The sequence below is a fragment of the Prevotella sp. HJM029 genome (genome assembly GCF_000599605.1).
In the GTDB taxonomy this organism is placed as follows: Bacteria; Bacteroidota; Bacteroidia; order Bacteroidales; family Bacteroidaceae; genus Prevotella.
In genome coordinates this window covers 86,645-102,800 of sequence record NZ_KK082672.1, presented here as the reverse complement: position 1 = coordinate 102,800, position 16,156 = coordinate 86,645, and the positions used below count along the sequence as shown (strand labels likewise).

General features: G+C 49.4%; 18 protein-coding genes. 12 read left to right on the top strand and 6 right to left on the bottom strand.

The window, feature by feature from the left end; genetic code table 11:
- Positions 1–182 precede the first annotated feature (182 nt).
- Both X919_RS17385 and X919_RS0111435 read left to right on the top strand, forming a co-directional pair.
- Positions 183–314 carry a hypothetical protein gene (locus tag X919_RS17385; RefSeq protein ID WP_256380404.1) on the top strand — a complete coding sequence of 44 codons (132 nt, stop codon included), beginning with the start codon at positions 183–185 and terminating at the stop codon, positions 312–314.
- Between the two features lie 329 nt (positions 315–643).
- The gene (locus X919_RS0111435) at positions 644–1,867 is read left to right on the top strand and encodes an anaerobic sulfatase-maturation protein (RefSeq protein WP_028900229.1); all 1,224 of its coding nucleotides are present in this window, start codon (positions 644–646) and stop codon (positions 1,865–1,867) included.
- Here X919_RS0111435 and X919_RS0111430 read toward each other — a convergent pair.
- Genes X919_RS0111430 through X919_RS0111420 form a run of 3 tightly spaced genes read right to left on the bottom strand, consistent with a single transcriptional unit; the run spans position 1,864 to position 4,104 of the window.
- Positions 1,864–2,529: a GDSL-type esterase/lipase family protein gene (locus tag X919_RS0111430; RefSeq protein WP_051502520.1), complete on the bottom strand. Its 666-nt coding sequence runs from the start codon at positions 2,527–2,529 to the stop codon at positions 1,864–1,866. The two genes, X919_RS0111435 and X919_RS0111430, sit on opposite strands and share 4 nt — an antisense overlap.
- Positions 2,529–3,539, bottom strand: a complete 1,011-nt coding sequence (locus tag X919_RS0111425) for a M48 family metallopeptidase (protein WP_028900227.1) — start codon at positions 3,537–3,539, stop codon at positions 2,529–2,531. Before X919_RS0111425 ends, X919_RS0111430 begins: the two co-directional genes overlap by 1 nt.
- Before the next feature lie 4 nt (positions 3,540–3,543).
- Complete coding sequence (locus X919_RS0111420; RefSeq protein WP_004380170.1) at positions 3,544–4,104, bottom strand: LemA family protein; 561 nt, start codon at positions 4,102–4,104, stop codon at positions 3,544–3,546.
- A gap of 202 nt (positions 4,105–4,306) precedes the next feature.
- Between X919_RS0111420 and X919_RS0111415 the strand changes: the two genes are divergently transcribed.
- Together X919_RS0111415 and X919_RS0111410 are read left to right on the top strand one after the other, a co-directional pair.
- A complete protein-coding gene (locus X919_RS0111415; protein WP_028900226.1) occupies positions 4,307–4,522 on the top strand; it encodes a heavy-metal-associated domain-containing protein in 216 nt (71 codons plus the stop codon).
- A 6-nt stretch (positions 4,523–4,528) separates the two neighbouring features.
- The gene (locus X919_RS0111410; protein WP_028900225.1) at positions 4,529–6,451 is read left to right on the top strand and encodes a heavy metal translocating P-type ATPase; all 1,923 of its coding nucleotides are present in this window, start codon (positions 4,529–4,531) and stop codon (positions 6,449–6,451) included.
- A 207-nt stretch (positions 6,452–6,658) separates the two neighbouring features.
- On the opposite strand, the gene X919_RS0111405 is transcribed toward X919_RS0111410, so the two are convergent.
- Entirely contained in the window at positions 6,659–7,513 is an 855-nt protein-coding gene (locus X919_RS0111405; RefSeq protein WP_028900224.1) for a Cbp1 family collagen-binding glycoprotein adhesin, read from the bottom strand.
- Between the two features lie 5 nt (positions 7,514–7,518).
- A complete protein-coding gene (rsmI, locus tag X919_RS0111400) occupies positions 7,519–8,229 on the bottom strand; it encodes a 16S rRNA (cytidine(1402)-2'-O)-methyltransferase (protein WP_028900223.1) in 711 nt (236 codons plus the stop codon).
- 200 nt (positions 8,230–8,429) lie between these two features.
- Here rsmI and X919_RS0111395 point away from each other — a divergent pair, with 200 nt between their 5' ends.
- Together X919_RS0111395 and X919_RS0111390 are read left to right on the top strand one after the other, a co-directional pair.
- The gene (locus X919_RS0111395; RefSeq protein ID WP_028900222.1) at positions 8,430–9,011 is read left to right on the top strand and encodes a thymidine kinase; all 582 of its coding nucleotides are present in this window, start codon (positions 8,430–8,432) and stop codon (positions 9,009–9,011) included.
- A 12-nt stretch (positions 9,012–9,023) separates the two neighbouring features.
- Positions 9,024–10,112, top strand: coding sequence for an AI-2E family transporter (locus tag X919_RS0111390; RefSeq protein ID WP_028900221.1), 1,089 nt, complete (start codon positions 9,024–9,026; stop codon positions 10,110–10,112).
- Here the strand turns inward: X919_RS0111390 and X919_RS0111385 are convergent.
- Complete coding sequence (locus X919_RS0111385) at positions 10,064–10,303, bottom strand: hypothetical protein (RefSeq protein WP_028900220.1); 240 nt, start codon at positions 10,301–10,303, stop codon at positions 10,064–10,066. The two genes, X919_RS0111390 and X919_RS0111385, sit on opposite strands and share 49 nt — an antisense overlap.
- A gap of 420 nt (positions 10,304–10,723) precedes the next feature.
- On the opposite strand from X919_RS0111385, the gene lysS reads away from it, so the two are divergent.
- From lysS to X919_RS0111355, 6 genes are all read left to right on the top strand, one after another.
- Positions 10,724–12,463, top strand: a complete 1,740-nt coding sequence (gene lysS, locus X919_RS0111380; RefSeq protein WP_028900219.1) for a lysine--tRNA ligase — start codon at positions 10,724–10,726, stop codon at positions 12,461–12,463.
- Complete coding sequence (locus tag X919_RS0111375) at positions 12,456–13,451, top strand: NAD(P)H-dependent glycerol-3-phosphate dehydrogenase (RefSeq protein WP_028900218.1); 996 nt, start codon at positions 12,456–12,458, stop codon at positions 13,449–13,451. Before lysS ends, X919_RS0111375 begins: the two co-directional genes overlap by 8 nt.
- 40 nt (positions 13,452–13,491) lie before the next feature.
- Positions 13,492–14,841, top strand: coding sequence for a glucose-6-phosphate isomerase (locus X919_RS0111370; protein WP_028900217.1), 1,350 nt, complete (start codon positions 13,492–13,494; stop codon positions 14,839–14,841).
- Positions 14,838–15,578 carry an HAD family hydrolase gene (locus X919_RS0111365; protein WP_028900216.1) on the top strand — a complete coding sequence of 247 codons (741 nt, stop codon included), beginning with the start codon at positions 14,838–14,840 and terminating at the stop codon, positions 15,576–15,578. The genes X919_RS0111370 and X919_RS0111365 overlap by 4 nt, the downstream gene beginning before the upstream one ends.
- Positions 15,579–15,692: 114 nt before the next feature.
- Positions 15,693–15,872: a tetratricopeptide repeat protein gene (locus X919_RS0111360; protein ID WP_004380147.1), complete on the top strand. Its 180-nt coding sequence runs from the start codon at positions 15,693–15,695 to the stop codon at positions 15,870–15,872.
- A gap of 42 nt (positions 15,873–15,914) precedes the next feature.
- Positions 15,915–16,145 carry a 4Fe-4S dicluster domain-containing protein gene (locus tag X919_RS0111355; protein ID WP_028900215.1) on the top strand — a complete coding sequence of 77 codons (231 nt, stop codon included), beginning with the start codon at positions 15,915–15,917 and terminating at the stop codon, positions 16,143–16,145.
- Positions 16,146–16,156 lie beyond the last annotated feature (11 nt).

Here is a 16,156-nt window from a genome sequence, read left to right as displayed (position 1 = left end):
AAAAAAATGAGCCTGCTTACGCGTAAGTCGAGGTAAAAAATCAAAAAGAAGGGCTGCTTATGCGTAAGTCAAGGCAAAAAAGCAAAAAGAAGGGTGGCTTACGCGTAAGTCAACGCAAAAAATCAAAAAGAAGGGCTGCTTACGCGTAAGTCAACGCAAAAAAGCAAAAAGCAGGGCTGCTTATGCGTAAGTCAAGGCAAAAAAGCAAAAAGCAGAGCTGCTTACGCGTAAGTCGCGGCAAAAATGAAAAAAATGGGCTTGCTGGAAAAATAGCAGGCCTAAAAATGAAAAAAATGGGGCTGCTGGAAAAATAGCAGGCCTAAAAATGAAAAAAATGGGCTTGCTGGAAAAATAGCAAGGCTAAAAATGAAAAAAATGGGCTTGCTGGAAAAATAGCAAGGCTAAAAATCAAAAAAATGGGCTTGCTGGAAAAATAGCAAGGCCAAAAATGAAAAAAATGGGGCTGCTGGAAAAATAGCAGGGCTAAAAATCAAAAAAATGGGCTTGCTGGAAAAATAGCAAGGCCAAAAATGAAAAAAAATGGGTCATCGGGAAATTCCGACGCGGCGTTTTTCCACAACGAAAAGTGTTGGCGACGACCGAAAAGCCGTACCTTTGTAGGCAACTAAAAAAATCATCTTCGATGCCAACGATAGCTCCTTTTTCGCGCCCCATGTATGTCATGGTGAAGCCGGCCGGGTCGCATTGCAACCTGCGCTGCCAATATTGTTATTACTTAGAAAAGAGCGGTCTTTATGCCGAGCCCACGCACCACGTGATGAGCGACGCGCTGCTCGAGCGCTTCATCCAGCAGTATATCGAGGCGCAACTCACGCCGCAAATTCTCTTCACCTGGCATGGCGGCGAGCCTTTGATGCGCCCCATCTCGTTTTATCGGCGGGCGTTGGCGCTGCAAAAGCGTTATGCGCAGGGGCGACAAATCGACAATGCCATTCAGACCAATGGCACGTTGCTGACCGATGAATGGTGCGCGTTTTTCAAAGAAAACAACTTTCTGGTGGGCGTGTCCATCGATGGCGGGCAGGATTTTCACGATGCCTATCGGCGCACCGCCGCCGGGCGACCCTCGTTTGGGCAGGTGATGCGCGGCATTCGTTTGCTCAACAAGCATGGGGTGGAATGGAACGCGCTGGCCGTGGTCAACCATCTCAATGCCGATGAGCCGTTGGCTTTCTACGATTTTTTTAAATCCATCGGCTGCCACTACATCCAATTCACACCCGTGGTGGAGCGCATGGTGACGCGTGACGACGGCCTCACGCTGGCAGCTGGCACACAGATGGGCGGCACGCTGACCGATTTCTCGGTTACGCCGCAACAGTGGGGGCGCTTTCTTTGCCAGCTGTTCGATGCGTGGGTGCACCATGATGTGGGCGACTATTTCATTCAGCTTTTCGATGCCACCTTGGCCAACTGGGTGGGCGTGGCGCCGGGCGTCTGCACGTTGGCCAAGGAATGTGGCCACGCGGGCGTGATGGAGTATAACGGCGATGTGTATTCGTGCGACCATTTCGTGTTTCCCGAGCATCGGTTGGGCAATCTCAACCACCAGACGCTCTGCGAAATGATGTATGGCACAAAGCAGCAAGCCTTCGCGCGCTTGAAGCACGAGCAGTTGCCACGGCAGTGCCGCGAGTGCCGGTTTGAGTTTGCTTGTCATGGGGAGTGCCCGCGCAACCGCTTCCTGACCGATTGTTATGGCCAGCCCGGCCTGAATTATCTTTGTGCGGGCTATCGGCAGTTCTTTGCGCATGCGGCACCCTATATGGACTTCATGAAAAACGAACTGGCGCATCATCGTGCGCCAGCCAATGTCATGCAACAGGTGTTTTCCCCGAGGGATTAAGATTGCTCGGCTGTGGCGGTGAACTTTTTCAGGAAAAAAGCCCAGCGCTTGTAGGCCATGGGCGCGAGATGCACGCCGTCGGTGGTGAGTGCATCTTGCAGCGTGTAGGTGCCGTGGAACACAAATTGTTTGAACAAGTTGATGTAGGCAATGTGGTTCGTTTGGCAATAGTGGCGCAACTTTTGGTTCACTTCGGCCACCACCGCACTCTTATCGATCAAGTTTTTGTCGGTAGTCAGCCGCTCGTTGATGGGCAGCAGGCTCAGCACATACAGCTTCGTCGTGGCGGCGTGTGCCCAGATGCGGTCAATCAGCGTTTGGCACGCGGCAAAGATTTCGTCGGCCGATGCTCCTGCACACACCTCCTGCCAGCCAAGCATCACATAAATAGCTTGCGGTTTGCGCTGCAAAATGGTGTTCAGGCGTGCACCCGTCTCAGCAAGCGTCTCGCCGGCCACGCCTGCATTTTGCACCCCTTTCCAACCCAAAAGTTTATTCCAGTTGCCCGCTTGTGAGGTGCGCTCGTCGCCCAACATCACCACCAGCGGCGTTGTTTTGCGTGGCGATTGCGCCTGTGCCATGGCGACTTCTCGTCCCATCACGACGAAGAGCAACAGCGCCATAGCCCAGCGCAAGGGGAATCGCATAATGGTTTGTTTCATTAAAATTGTTCTAAAATGGCGATGCGTTTCGCGGTATCGGGATGCGTGCTGAAGAGCGAATTCATGAAACCCATGATGCCTTGCTTCATCTCGTCGGGCTGGATGATGAACAGCTGTGCCACGTCGGGCCGCGAAACGTTATCTAATCCCGGGTTGTGTTCAATCTTGCGCAGTGCCGAAGCCAATGCCAACGGATTGCCACACAGCTCAGCCCCGCCCGCGTCGGCCATGTATTCGCGCTTGCGTGAGATGGCAAAGCGCGTGAGTAGCGTGAAGAGATAGGCGATGGCGCAAAGCACCAAACCGATGAGCATCACCACGATGATGCCTGCACCGCGGTTGCTACGCTCGCTGTTACCGCGCCCGCTGCTGCGGCCTCCGTAGAGAAATGTATGATACATGATGCGCACCATCATCGACATCACGGTTGAAATGATACCCACAAACACGATGCTCACGATGAGCAGCTTCGTATCGTGGTTGCGAATGTGCGTCAGTTCGTGGCCGATGACGCCGGCCAATTCGTCGTCATCGAGCAAGTCCATCAGCCCCGTTGTCACCGTCACCGTGTAGCTCTTTGCATTGATGCCACTCGCAAATGCGTTGAGTTGCGGGTCATCGACCACGTTAATCTTCGGCATATCCATGTTGCAAGTCATGCAGAGGTTCTCCACAATGTTATACAAGCGTGGATTTTCCTGCCGACTAATGGGTCGCGCGCCTGTGGCATGCTGAATCATCGAAACATTGCTGTAATAGGCTATGACAAACCACACACCCACGATGCCTACTACCCACGGCAACACCTGTACGAAATAGGCATTCACAGTGGCCACGTCGAGCGTGCTCGTCCATTCGCCGTTGACATCGTAATAGCCACCTTCAAAATAGTGGAGCACCGCCAAGAACGCCCACACCACAGCCAGGATGATGAGCGGAAACATTGCCAGCAACAGCCACGTCAGGCGATTGTTGCGGCTGATTTGCGTTTGCATGCCTACATATTCCATCGGCTCAGAACTTTACTTCGGGTGCTTTGTCCAATTCGGCGCGTTGCTCGGTGGGTATTTCAAACATCGGTTCGGTTTTAAAACCAAACATGCCCGCAATGAGGTTCGATGGGAAGGTTTGCACAGCGTTGTTCAATTCGCGCGTAGCCGAATTGAAGAAGCGACGCACAGCAGCCAACTTATTCTCGATGTCGGCCAGCTCGTTTTGTAATTGCAAAAAGTTTTGGTTGGCTTTCAAATCAGGATAAGCCTCCAACGAAACTTTTAAACCCGATAAGGCTGCGGTGAGCGAATTCTCGGCCGCTATCTTGTCGTCCATCGTCGTTGCGCCCATAGCTTGCGCGCGTGCTTCCGTCACTTTCTCCAACAATTCGCGCTCGTGTGTGGCATAGCCCTTCACCGTTGCGACCAACTGCGGCACAAGGTCGTGGCGTTGCTTCAACTGCACGTCGATGTTAGCAAATGCATTCTCGCGGTTATTCCGCAACTTCACCAAACGATTGTAAATCGAAATGAGCCACAGTGCCAACAGCACCACGACAATGAGAATAATAATTCCTGTCATAATTCTTTGTTTTTTGCATGAGTTTGCTTGCAAATATACCACAAATTCTGCGGCAATCTCCATGCTATTAAGAAATATTTGGAAAAAGCCTATCCCATAGTAACAGAATATTGTAACAACTATCCACAATTTTGTAATGTGCCTTACCCAAAAACACACTACCTTTGCCTACGATAAATTAAAAAACAAAGGAGAATAGATTATGGCAACAAAAACATTTAAAGTTGAAGGAATGAAGTGCAGTCATTGCAAAGCACATGTGGAAGAGGCTATCCAGGCTTTGCCGGGTGTAGAAAAGGCTGAGGCGCATTTGGATGCCGCCAACGTGGCCGTTGATTTCGATGCTGCAAAGGTTTCGGCCGAAGCCATCAAGAAAGCCGTTGACGAGGCGGGGCATTATGAACTGATTTTAGAGTAAACGCATATGAAGAAAACTATCCCTGTGGTGGGCATGGCCTGCTCGGCTTGCTCGGCCAACGTTGAGAAAAAGCTCAACTCCTTGGCTGGCATCAGCTCGGCTTCGGTGTCGTTGCCGGGACGTTCGGCGCTCATCGACTATGACCCCACCACCATTTCGTTGGAGAAAATGAAGCAGGCCGTGAACGACATCGGCTACGACTTAGTTATTGAGAACGACCGCAGTGTGGCCGAAATCGAGCAGCGCGCCTACACGTTGCTGCGCCGGCGCACGCTGCTTTCGTGGCTCTTTGCCCTCTCGGTCATGGCGATTTCCATGCATTGGTTGCCACTTGGTAGCCGCGATATGGCCAACCAAGTGGCCTTATTGCTGGCATTGGCCAATTTCATGTATTGCGGACGCGAATTCTTTATCAACGCCGTTAAGCAGTTGCGCCATCTCACGGCCAACATGGATACGCTCGTTGCGCTGTCCACCGGCATCAGCTTCGTGTTTAGCTGCATCAACACTTTCTGGGGCGATGCGCTGTGGGGTAGTCGTGGAATCGCATGGCACACCTATTTCGATGCCAGCGTGATGATTATCACCTTTGTGCTCACGGGGCGCCTGTTAGAAGAACGTGCCAAGGATGCCACCGCTGCTTCCATTCGCCGCCTCATGGGAATGCAACCCAAAACGGCACGTTTGGTGGATGGCGACCACGTGGACGAGGTGCCCATCGCCACCATTGCGAAAGGCGATGTGTTAGAGGTGCGCGCGGGCGAGAAGATACCTGTCGACGGCATCGTGACGCAGGCCGAGAGTTTTATGACCGCCGATGCGGCCTATGTCGACGAGAGCATGATTACGGGCGAGCCTACTCCTGCCGAAAAGCGCGTGGGGAGTCGGGTGTTGGCAGGCACCATCCCCAGTCAAGGCAAGCTGCGATTGAAGGCACAACAGATTGGCGAAGACACCGCTTTGGCACAAATCATCCGCATGGTGCAAGCCGCCCAGAGCAGCAAAGCGCCTGTGCAGCGCGTCGTTGACAAGGTGGCGCTCGTGTTTGTGCCCGTTGTTACGGCCATCGCCTTGCTCACCTTCGTCATCTGGCTCGTTGCGGGCGGCGCGGATCATCTGCCACAAGCCATCCTTTCGGCCATCGCTGTGCTGGTCATTGCCTGCCCGTGTGCCATGGGATTGGCCACGCCGACGGCGCTGATGGTGGGCATCGGTAAGGCTGCCGAACTGCAAGTGCTCATCAAGGATGCTACCGCCTTGGAGCGCATGCGCAAGGTTGATGCCATCGTGATAGACAAGACGGGCACACTCACTTTGCCCAATCAAGCCATCGACTTCACCAAAGCCGACAACCTTGATTTAGAAGCGCGCGAAACCCTGAAGCCCCATGCGGCCGAAGCCATGAAAGCCTTGCAGGAACGTGGCATCGCGGTCTACATGATGAGTGGCGACAAAGAGGAGGCAGCCCACTATTGGGCCAACAAAGCTGGTATTGAACATTATCAAAGCAAGGTGCTACCACAAGACAAGGAGAACCTTGTGCGCCAGTTGCAACGCGAAGGTCACACCGTAGCCATGATTGGTGACGGCATCAACGACACGCAGGCGCTAGCCTTGGCCGACGTGAGCATGGCCATTGGGCGAGGCACCGATGTGGCGATGGATGTGGCACAAGTGACGCTCATGGGCGATGACCTGCGCAACATTCCCCGCGCCTTCGACCTGAGTCAGCGCACGGTGCGGATGATTGCACAAAACCTTTTCTGGGCTTTCATCTACAACCTCATTTGCATTCCGTTGGCTGCCGGTGTGCTCTATGCCTTCGGCATCGACTGGCAAATCACGCCCCTTTGGGCCAGCGCGCTCATGGCCTTCTCGAGTGTGAGTGTGGTGCTCAACAGCCTTCGTCTACGTTTCGTAACAGCATAAGCCATCAAACTCGTTTGGGGCATGAAACGGACGCATGCTATTTGCACGCTCAAATTAACATAGCGACTGCAGGTAAGAAGCATAAAACAAAAACCCGTTGGATAGCACTTTACTATTCAACGGGTTTTATTTTGAATATTTTTGGAATTTAGCTCGCACTGCATCACCCTAAAAATGGGCTAAGGACAATGACGAGTGATATCCCCACTATTTCACTTGAATAACCAAATATTTGCTTGTGCTCCAGAAAATCTCAGGATTGGTAATCGTCAACACAAATTGCTTGTTGGCATCGCGCGCCAAAGTGTAGCTGCTTGCAGGGTGCAAGGTAAGCAATTTAGCCGATTTTGAATAAAGTTTGATAACCTTATCTACACGAATATCAATCTTCGTGAAATAGTTCTTATTGAAGTTGCCTTGCAATACTTTTCCATCAGCGATGATGCGTTGCTCCTTAAGTTCGCTTTTTGTTCCAAACACATACCAGGCCGTATTGAGCTGTTTGTCCTGTGCATTGATGGTCTCGGTCTTCTGTTTACTCTCCGTAGTGAGGTGGCTCACATTCGTATTGAGATTGCTAATGGTTTCGTCCAATTCCCCAATGTGAATGTCTTTGGCATCTAAATCGGCACGCAACTGTTGCAACTGCTGATCCTTCTCATCCAATTGCTTCACCAAATTGTCAATGGTGGCCTTGAGTTGTGTTCCTTTTAACGAACTCGATGAAAGCTGTTGACGCAACTTTGCAATGAGCTCACGATTCTTTTGCATCGTTGCTGCAATGAATTTTACATTGTCACGCAACATTTGTTTCTTGTCAGCTCCCTCACCATCTTTCGCAATGGTGACACGATTCTCGGCTTCGTTAATCTGCCGAAATCCCTCTTGTACCTCATTCATCAAAGCCATCATGTCGTTGATTTCAGAATCCTTCTGCGACAAAATCTGCTCTAAGGAATCATTTTCGTGTGCATTACTGGAGGCATTTTCACTCTTGTTTTGTTTGCAACTTGCAAAGGTCAGCAACAAAACACTGACCGATAAGAATAGCATTTTTTTCATAACTTTTACTCCTCTAATTTTAATTGTTTATCTTTAGTTTTCTTTACATTACATCCGGCTAATGTGATAACAATTTCGCCACGTGGTGAAGCTTCCTCAAAATGAGCAATAACTTCAGCCAAAGTGCCACGCACATGCTCCTCATGGAGCTTAGAGATTTCGCGCGCCACACTCACTTGGCGGTCGTTGCCAAAGACCTCGGCAAATTGTTTGAGCGTCTTCACAAGCCGATGAGGTGATTCATAAAATACCATCGTGCGTGGCTCATTTTGCAAACTTTGCAAAATAGTTTGGCGACCTTTCTTCTGCGGCAAGAAACCTTCAAAACAAAAACGGTCGCAAGGCAAGCCCGACGAAATCAAAGCTGGAATGCAGGCTGTGGCACCAGGCAAGGTTTGCACTTCAATGCCTGCCTTAACAGCCTCACGCGCCAATAGAAATCCAGGGTCACTGACGCCTGGTGTGCCGGCATCGCTCACCAAAGCAATGGTCTCACCCGCCTTCAAACGCTCTACGATAGGAGCAGCCGTGCCATGCTCATTGAATTTATGGTGTGCCATCAACCGATTTTTTATGTCATAATGCTTTAACAAGACACTCGATGTGCGGGTATCTTCTGCCAAAACCAAATCGGCTTCTTTCAACAAGCGAATGGCTCGAAACGTCATATCTTCCATGTTGCCAACAGGCGTGGGTATAATATATAATGTTCCCATATCGTGTCGCAAATATATAATAAATCTGCATGACGCCCAACAGAAGCCTGCGTTTCTTTGCAATTTTTAAAAATCTAACAATACAACTGAAAAGATATGTTTTAAAAACAAAAGAATTGCGCGCATGGCAATGGCGGCGGCTTTTCTTTTTAGATGCAAGCCGATGGGTTTTCGTTTTTTTTCTTAACTTTGCACACATTATGATGGAAAATTCAATCGGAGAAACCTGTCGTCGCGGACGAATAGAAGTGATTTGCGGTTCGATGTTCTCGGGAAAGACCGAAGAACTCATCCGCCGCATGAAGCGTGCCAAGTTTGCTAAACAACGGGTTGAGATTTTCAAACCAACCATAGACGTACGCTACTCTGAAGACGACGTGGTGAGTCACGATCAGAACAGCATTCATTCCACGCCGATTGACGCATCGGGGGCATTGATGTTGCTCACGGCCGACATCGACGTAGTGGGCATCGACGAGGCACAATTCTTCGACGATGGCTTGGTCGACGTGTGCAATGCGCTGGCCAACCGCGGTGTGCGGGTGATTGTAGCAGGATTAGACATGGATTACCAAGGAGTGCCCTTTGGCCCAATACCAGCACTTTGCGCGGTGGCCGATGAAGTAACTAAAGTGCACGCCATCTGCGTGAAATGTGGCGCATTAGCCTATGTGAGCCATCGGTTAGTGGCCAATGCCCACCGCGTGATGCTGGGCGAGCAAACAGAATACGAGCCACTTTGCCGAAATTGCTTCCAGAAGGCTATTCGCGAGGAAAAATAAAAAGCATTCAAGATGAAAGAGATTACATTCGACCGGTTTATTCGTTGGGCAGGCATCGGCGCCATTGTCATTGCAGTTCTGCTACTACTCAACTATCTGAGCAGCGTGTTGCTGCCATTCTTCATCGCATGGCTGTTGGCCTATTTGCTCTATCCGATTGTGAAATTCATCGAAGATAGGCTCCATCTGCGCATACGGGCACTGAGCATCATCGTGGCCTTCCTTATGGTCGTGGTTGTCATCGGCGGCATGCTCTATTTCATCATTCCGCCCATGATGGAGCAATCCAACAAGGTGCAGGACATTCTCTCGCAATGGTTACACCAAACAACCCACACCAACGACCTCACAAAATATATCTCGAACTGGATTGAACGCAACCAAAAACAAATCACCGAATTTCTGCATAGCAAGAACTTCAGCGACGCCCTCCACACCGCTATGCCCAAGGTTTTCACGTTGGTGAGCCAAACGGCCAGCATCCTGCTCAGCATCGTAGCATCGCTCATCACGCTGCTCTACACGTTTTTCATCCTCTTGGACTACGAATATCTCACGGCCAACTGGATTAAAATCTTTCCCAAGAAATATCGTCCCTTTTGGCACGAGCTGTCACAAGACGCCAAGACGGCACTCAATAGTTACATTCGCGGCCAAGGGCTCGTGGCGCTGTGCATGGGCATTATGTTCTGCATCGGCTTCACCATCATCGGCTTTCCCATGGCCATCGGCTTAGGCATTTTAATCGGCATCCTCGACTTGGTGCCTTATTTGCACACCTTCGCCCTCGTCCCCACAGCCTTCTTAGCTATGCTCAAGGCCGCCAATACGGGCCAAAGCTTCTGGGTGGTTTTCGGCTTGGCGCTACTCGTTTTTGCCGTCGTTCAGGTGATTACCGACATGATTGTAACCCCAAAAATTATGGGCAAAGCCATGGGACTCAATCCCGCCATTCTGTTGTTGTCGCTCTCGGTGTGGGGCGCCCTGCTTGGTTTCATTGGGCTCATCGTAGCATTGCCGCTCACCACGCTCGTCATGGTTTATTGGCAACGCTATGTGACGCATGAGATACCCCCAATACAAGAGGAACCAAAAGAATAGCTTTCAAGCCCCATCCCAAACGCTACGAGCAAGAAAAACAAAGCGGCATAATCCCCCAACCCTTCGGGCAAAGCAGCAACAAGGCGGCATGCAATGAAACCATTGCGTGCCGCCTTGTTCTCATAAAGAAACACGTTCTCCAACGATTGCACATCATTTGCAGGACAACTGCAAACAATGCTTATTTCCATATTCTATTTGCAGGATAACTGTAAAGAACACAAAAAAACGCATCATATTTGCAGGTGAACTGCAAATAATGCACAGATACGCATGATACTTGCAGCACAACTGCACATAACTTGCAAATATGAGTTCTATTTGCAGGACAACTGCGAATAGCAAACAAATATGAACATTGCTTGCAGGTAAACTGCAAATAAGATGTAAATTTGCATAATACTCGCAGGTAAACTGCAATAATCGCGCGAAAATGCATTGTTTTTGCAGGCGAACTGCAAACAATATACAAAATTGTTTCATCGCATTTTATACAATTTCAGCCGCCGAAAAACTTTCAAAAAGCGAAGACTGGCATAGAAAAGGCGACGTTACTCAGTTTTTTTTCGTATTTTTGCATGCAGAAAATAAAAAACAGCAACGAAATAACAATGAATATTTTAGAGTTAAGCGAACAGGAAATTGTTCGCAGACAATGTCTTCAAGAGCTCAAGGAAATGGGCATCAATCCCTATCCAGCAGCCGAGTTTCCCACCAATGCTTTTTCGGTTGACATCAAAAAGGCATTCGATGCCGACGAAGAGAAACGCGAAGTGGTGATTGCAGGCCGCATGATGAGCCGCCGCATCATGGGAAAAGCCAGCTTCATGGAGTTGCAAGACAGCCGTGGCCGCATTCAGGTTTACATCTCGCGTGACGACATCTGCCCGGGCGACGACAAGGATTTATATAATAAGGTGTTTAAAAAACTCTTAGACATTGGCGATTTCGTGGGCGTGAAAGGGTTTGTCTTCCGCACGCAGACAGGCGAAGTGAGCGTGCACGCCCAAGAGCTGACTCTGCTGAGCAAAAGCCTCAAACCGCTGCCCATCGTGAAATATAAGGATGGTGTGGCCTACGATAAATTCGACGATCCCGAGCTACGCGCCCGTCAACGCTACGTTGATTTGGTGGTCAACGAGGGTGTGAAGGACACGTTCCTCAAGCGTGCTATCGTGCTCAAAACCATGCGCAACTTCTTCGACGAGCATGGTTACACCGAGGTGGAGACGCCCACCTTGCAAAGCATTGCTGGCGGTGCCAGCGCACGCCCATTCATCACGCATTTCAATGCCCTCAACGTTGACATGTATATGCGCATCGCCACCGAGCTCTATCTGAAGCGGCTGATTGTGGGTGGCCTCGAGGGCGTGTATGAAATTGGCAAAAACTTCCGCAACGAGGGCATGGACAAGTTCCACAATCCCGAGTTCACCTGCATGGAGCTCTACGTTCAGTATAAAGATTACAACTGGATGATGCGCTTCACCGAGCAACTGTTAGAAACCATTTGCCGCGCGGTGAACAACGGCGCGACCGAGGTAAAGAACGGCGAAAACGTCATTTCGTTTAAAGCGCCCTTCCGCCGTTTGCCCATTCTCGAGGCCATCAAGGAGAAGACAGGCTTTGATTTGTCGGATAAAACCGAAGACGAAATACGCCATATTGCCGTTGACGAGCTGAAATTAGAAGGCATCGACGCCTCGTTTGGCAAAGGCAAGCTCATCGACGAAATCTTTGGTGAGTTCTGCGAAGGCACTTTCATCCAACCCACCTTCATCATCGATTATCCCGTGGAGATGAGCCCGCTCACGAAGATGCACCGCTCGAAACCCGGCCTCACCGAGCGTTTCGAACTCATGGTGAACGGCAAGGAGCTGGCCAATGCCTACTCTGAGCTCAACGACCCCATCGATCAAGAAGAACGTTTTAAAGAGCAAATGAAATTGGCCGACAAAGGCGACGACGAGGCTATGATTATCGATCAGGACTTTTTGCGTGCCTTGCAATATGGCATGCCCCCCACATCGGGCATCGGCATCGGCATCGATCGTCTTTGCATGCTCATGACAGGCAAGGAGTTTATCCAAGAGGTGTTGCTCTTCCCGCAAATGAAACCCGAAGCCAAACTGCCGCAAAGCAGCGTGAAGGAATGGGCGGCCTTGGGCGTAGCCGAAGATTGGGTCTATGTGTTGCGTAAAGCAGGTTTCAACCTCATCAGCGATTTGAAAGACGAGAAAGCGCAAGGCCTGCAACAAAAATTGCTGGAGATCAACAAGAAATATAAATTAGGCTACGAAAAGCCTGCATTAGAAAATATTCAGAAGTGGATTGACGGCGCAAATGGATAGCTGCGGAAACATAGCAATCATTGGTAGCGGTTCGTGGGCCACAGCCATTGCCAAGTTGGTGATGCACCACACACATCACATCGGTTGGTATATGCGCCATGACGAGCGCATTGAGGCTTTTAAGCGTTTAGGCCACAACCCCGACTACCTAACTACCGCACATTTCAATGTAAAGGAGATTACTTTCTCGAGCAATCTTGATGACATTGTGGCGCAATATGACACGCTTATCTTCGTCACGCCATCACCCTATTTGAAACAGCATCTTCAGAAGTTGACGGTGCCTCTGCGCGATAAACTCATCGTGACGGCCATCAAGGGGATTGTGCCCGATGAAAACATGATTGTTTCGGAGTATTTTCATCAGGTGTGGCAGGTGCCTTACGACAATATTGCGTGTATTGGCGGCCCTTCACATGCCGAAGAAGTGGCCTTGGAACGATTGTCCTATCTCACTATAGGTTGCACCGACAAGAAAAAGGCACAAGCTGTGGCCAAACTGCTACACAATGCTTTCATCAAAACACAATGCTCTACCGACATCGTTGGCATTGAATATGCTGCCGTGCTGAAGAATGTTTATGCTATCGCCGCTGGTATTTGTAACGGCCTAAAATATGGTGACAACTTTCAAGCGGTGTTCCTTTCCAACGCCATACAAGAAATGAACCATTTCCTCGAAGCGGTAAATGCCACGCCGCGGTGTATTGACGACAGCGCCTATTTGGGCGATTTGCTCGTGACAGCCTATAGCAAATTCAGCCGTAACCGCACCTTTGGCAAAATGATTGGTCGAGGCTATTCGGTGAAAAGTGCCCAAATTGAGATGGAAATGATTGCCGAAGGCTATTACGGCACGAAATGTATGCACGAAATCAATAAAACGCTACAAATAGATATGCCGATTCTCGAAACCGTCTATCGCATCCTCTATGAACGAGCTGAAGTGAAGACCGAAATTCAAACACTCACAAAGAAATTTAGATAACACATGACTTCACCTATTGAAGTCGCAAGCATTAAAAACAATGAAGAATATTAGCTTAGACATTACAAAAGCAGAACAGTTCTTGAAAGTAAACGCTGTGGCTGCGTATGAAAGTAAAGTTAAGGCTGCGCAAGCATCGCTTGAAAACGGCACTTGCCCGGGTAACGACTTTTTAGGATGGCTGCATTTGCCATCAAGCATCACCGATGCTTTCTTAAACGACATCCAAACTGTTGCCAACACGTTGCGCAGCAAATGTGAGGTGATAGTCGTTGCTGGCATCGGCGGCTCTTATTTGGGCGCGCGTGCAGTAATCGAAGCACTTGGCAACAGCTTCGCTTGGTTGGTGAATGATGAGAAAAATCCAACCATCCTCTTTGCAGGCAACAACATTGGCGAGGACTATCTGTTTGAACTCACCGAATATCTGAAGGACAAGAAGTTTGGTGTCATCAACATCAGCAAATCGGGAACTACCACCGAAACGGCGCTCACGTTCCGCTTGTTGAAGAAACAATGCGAAGCACAACGTGGTAAAGCTGAAGCCAAAGATGTGATTGTGGCAGTAACCGATGCCAAGAAAGGTGCTGCACGCATTTGCGCCGACAAAGAAGGCTACAAGAGTTTTGTTATTCCCGACAACGTGGGTGGTCGCTTCTCGGTGCTGACACCGGTGGGCTTGTTGCCCATTGCCTGCGCAGGTTTCGACGTGAAAGAATTAGTAAAGGGCGCACAGGCGATGGAAAAGGCTTGCGCAGCCGATGTTCCGTTTGCCGAAAATCCTGCTGCACAATATGCCGCTGTGCGCAATGCACTCTACGAAGAAGCTGGCAAGAAGATTGAAATTGTGGTGAACTTCCAGCCCAAACTTCATTTCTTTGCCGAGTGGTGGAAACAGCTCTATGGCGAGAGTGAAGGCAAAGATGGCAAGGGCATTTTCCCCGCAGCATGTGATTTCACAACCGATTTGCACTCCATGGGACAATGGATTCAAGAAGGTGAGCGCTCGATTTTCGAAACGGTAATTAGCATTGAGCGCCCCGAAAAGACATTGTTGTTCCCCCACGATGATGAAAATCTCGATGGTCTGAACTTCCTTGAAGGCAAACGCGTGGACGATGTGAACAAGATGGCCGAATTGGGCACCCAGTTGGCACATGTCGATGGCGGCGTTCCCAACATCAAGGTAAGCATTCCACAACTCAATGCCTTCTATATCGGGCAGCTGATTTATTTCTTTGAGATAGCTTGTGGCATCAGTGGCAACCTGCTCGGAGTTAATCCTTTCAACCAACCCGGTGTGGAAGCCTATAAAAAGAATATGTTTGCGCTGCTCAACAAGCCAGGCTATGAGGCCGAGAGCAAAGCTATTCGTGAGCGCTTAGCATGATTGAGACGCAAATAAAACAATATCTTTCGAGCAACGGCTTTGGGACTTTCAGTCCTAAAGCCGTGCTTTTCGATATGGATGGTGTGCTCTATGACAGCATGCCCAATCATGCTATCGCATGGCAAGAAAGCATGAAAAAGTTTGGCATTCATTTCACAACGGCCGACGCTTATGCCACAGAAGGCGCACGAGGGGTGGATACCATTCGACAATTTGTGCAAGAACAGCAAGGGCGTAACATCACCTTGGAGGAGGCACAACGTATGTATGACGAAAAGAGTCGCATCTTTCACGAAATGCCCGAAGCTCCCATCTTTGAAGGTGTCATCCCCTTGATGGAGAAAATTAGGCAAGCTGGTCTATCCGTAAATGTCGTAACGGGAAGCGGACAGCGCTCACTTATTCAGCGCTTATTGCACGACTTCAGTCATTTTTTAGACGAGGAACACATCACCACAGCCTATGACGTTACGCGTGGCAAGCCCTTTGCCGACCCCTATTTAAAAGGTCTTGAGAAGGCCGGAGACTTGAAACCTTTTGAAGGTATCGTGGTGGAGAATGCCCCTTTGGGCGTGAAAGCTGGATCAAATGCACACATTTTTACTGTGGCTATCAATAGCGGACCATTGCCCAACGCGGCACTTCTTGAACAAGGAGCCAATCTGCTTTATGACAAAATCAAATCCTTTAGTGGTGATTGGGATAACTTTAGTTCCTTTTTTGCACACTCAAAGTAGTGTGTGCGCACTTTTTAGCAAAACAACTTTAATATAGTTTAAAATCAGTCCTCACATTCTTCTATACATCTTTTCTACTTGTATTTTTGTCACCAACAAAGACATTAGGTAAAGATGACAGCCGAAGAATTTTATGAGCGAGGCAACCAACTTCGCCGCGAGGGAAACTACAAGCAAGCCATGGAAGCTTATTTAGAAGCCATGGCACTTGACCCCGAGAGTCCGGCAGCGGAGGCATACAAGATGTTACGTGACATTTATGCTTTTTATTGCAAAGACATTTATAATCCTTGAAGCTCGCCATCCACGTTAACAACACATAGTATAGAACACATTATGGGAAAAATTGTTGGTGCCATTGTTGTCAATACAGATCGGTGTAAAGGCTGCTCGCTGTGCGTTGTGGCCTGCCCCAAGTCTGTAATTGAACTGGCAGGAAAGAAAGTCAATGTTCATGGCTATCCGTATGTAGAAGCCATCCGCCCCGATGATTGTATCGGCTGTGCGGCTTGTGGTGTCGTTTGCCCCGACGGATGCATTACGGTTTATCGAAAGAAAATTGATTGAAAGGAGAAAAA

Bases quoted from the DNA above. Each gene is read 5' to 3' on its own strand.
- X919_RS17385 (WP_256380404.1), top strand. From the start codon at position 183: ATGCGTAAGTCAAGGCAAAAAAGCAAAAAGCAGAGCTGCTTACGCGTA.
- X919_RS0111435 (WP_028900229.1), top strand. From the start codon at position 644: ATGCCAACGATAGCTCCTTTTTCGCGCCCCATGTATGTCATGGTGAAG.
- X919_RS0111430 (WP_051502520.1), bottom strand. From the start codon at position 2,529: ATGAAACAAACCATTATGCGATTCCCCTTGCGCTGGGCTATGGCGCTG.
- X919_RS0111425 (WP_028900227.1), bottom strand. From the start codon at position 3,539: ATGGAATATGTAGGCATGCAAACGCAAATCAGCCGCAACAATCGCCTG.
- X919_RS0111420 (WP_004380170.1), bottom strand. From the start codon at position 4,104: ATGACAGGAATTATTATTCTCATTGTCGTGGTGCTGTTGGCACTGTGG.
- X919_RS0111415 (WP_028900226.1), top strand. From the start codon at position 4,307: ATGGCAACAAAAACATTTAAAGTTGAAGGAATGAAGTGCAGTCATTGC.
- X919_RS0111410 (WP_028900225.1), top strand. From the start codon at position 4,529: ATGAAGAAAACTATCCCTGTGGTGGGCATGGCCTGCTCGGCTTGCTCG.
- X919_RS0111405 (WP_028900224.1), bottom strand. From the start codon at position 7,513: ATGAAAAAAATGCTATTCTTATCGGTCAGTGTTTTGTTGCTGACCTTT.
- rsmI (WP_028900223.1), bottom strand. From the start codon at position 8,229: ATGGGAACATTATATATTATACCCACGCCTGTTGGCAACATGGAAGAT.
- X919_RS0111395 (WP_028900222.1), top strand. From the start codon at position 8,430: ATGATGGAAAATTCAATCGGAGAAACCTGTCGTCGCGGACGAATAGAA.
- X919_RS0111390 (WP_028900221.1), top strand. From the start codon at position 9,024: ATGAAAGAGATTACATTCGACCGGTTTATTCGTTGGGCAGGCATCGGC.
- X919_RS0111385 (WP_028900220.1), bottom strand. From the start codon at position 10,303: ATGGAAATAAGCATTGTTTGCAGTTGTCCTGCAAATGATGTGCAATCG.
- lysS (WP_028900219.1), top strand. From the start codon at position 10,724: ATGAATATTTTAGAGTTAAGCGAACAGGAAATTGTTCGCAGACAATGT.
- X919_RS0111375 (WP_028900218.1), top strand. From the start codon at position 12,456: ATGGATAGCTGCGGAAACATAGCAATCATTGGTAGCGGTTCGTGGGCC.
- X919_RS0111370 (WP_028900217.1), top strand. From the start codon at position 13,492: ATGAAGAATATTAGCTTAGACATTACAAAAGCAGAACAGTTCTTGAAA.
- X919_RS0111365 (WP_028900216.1), top strand. From the start codon at position 14,838: ATGATTGAGACGCAAATAAAACAATATCTTTCGAGCAACGGCTTTGGG.
- X919_RS0111360 (WP_004380147.1), top strand. From the start codon at position 15,693: ATGACAGCCGAAGAATTTTATGAGCGAGGCAACCAACTTCGCCGCGAG.
- X919_RS0111355 (WP_028900215.1), top strand. From the start codon at position 15,915: ATGGGAAAAATTGTTGGTGCCATTGTTGTCAATACAGATCGGTGTAAA.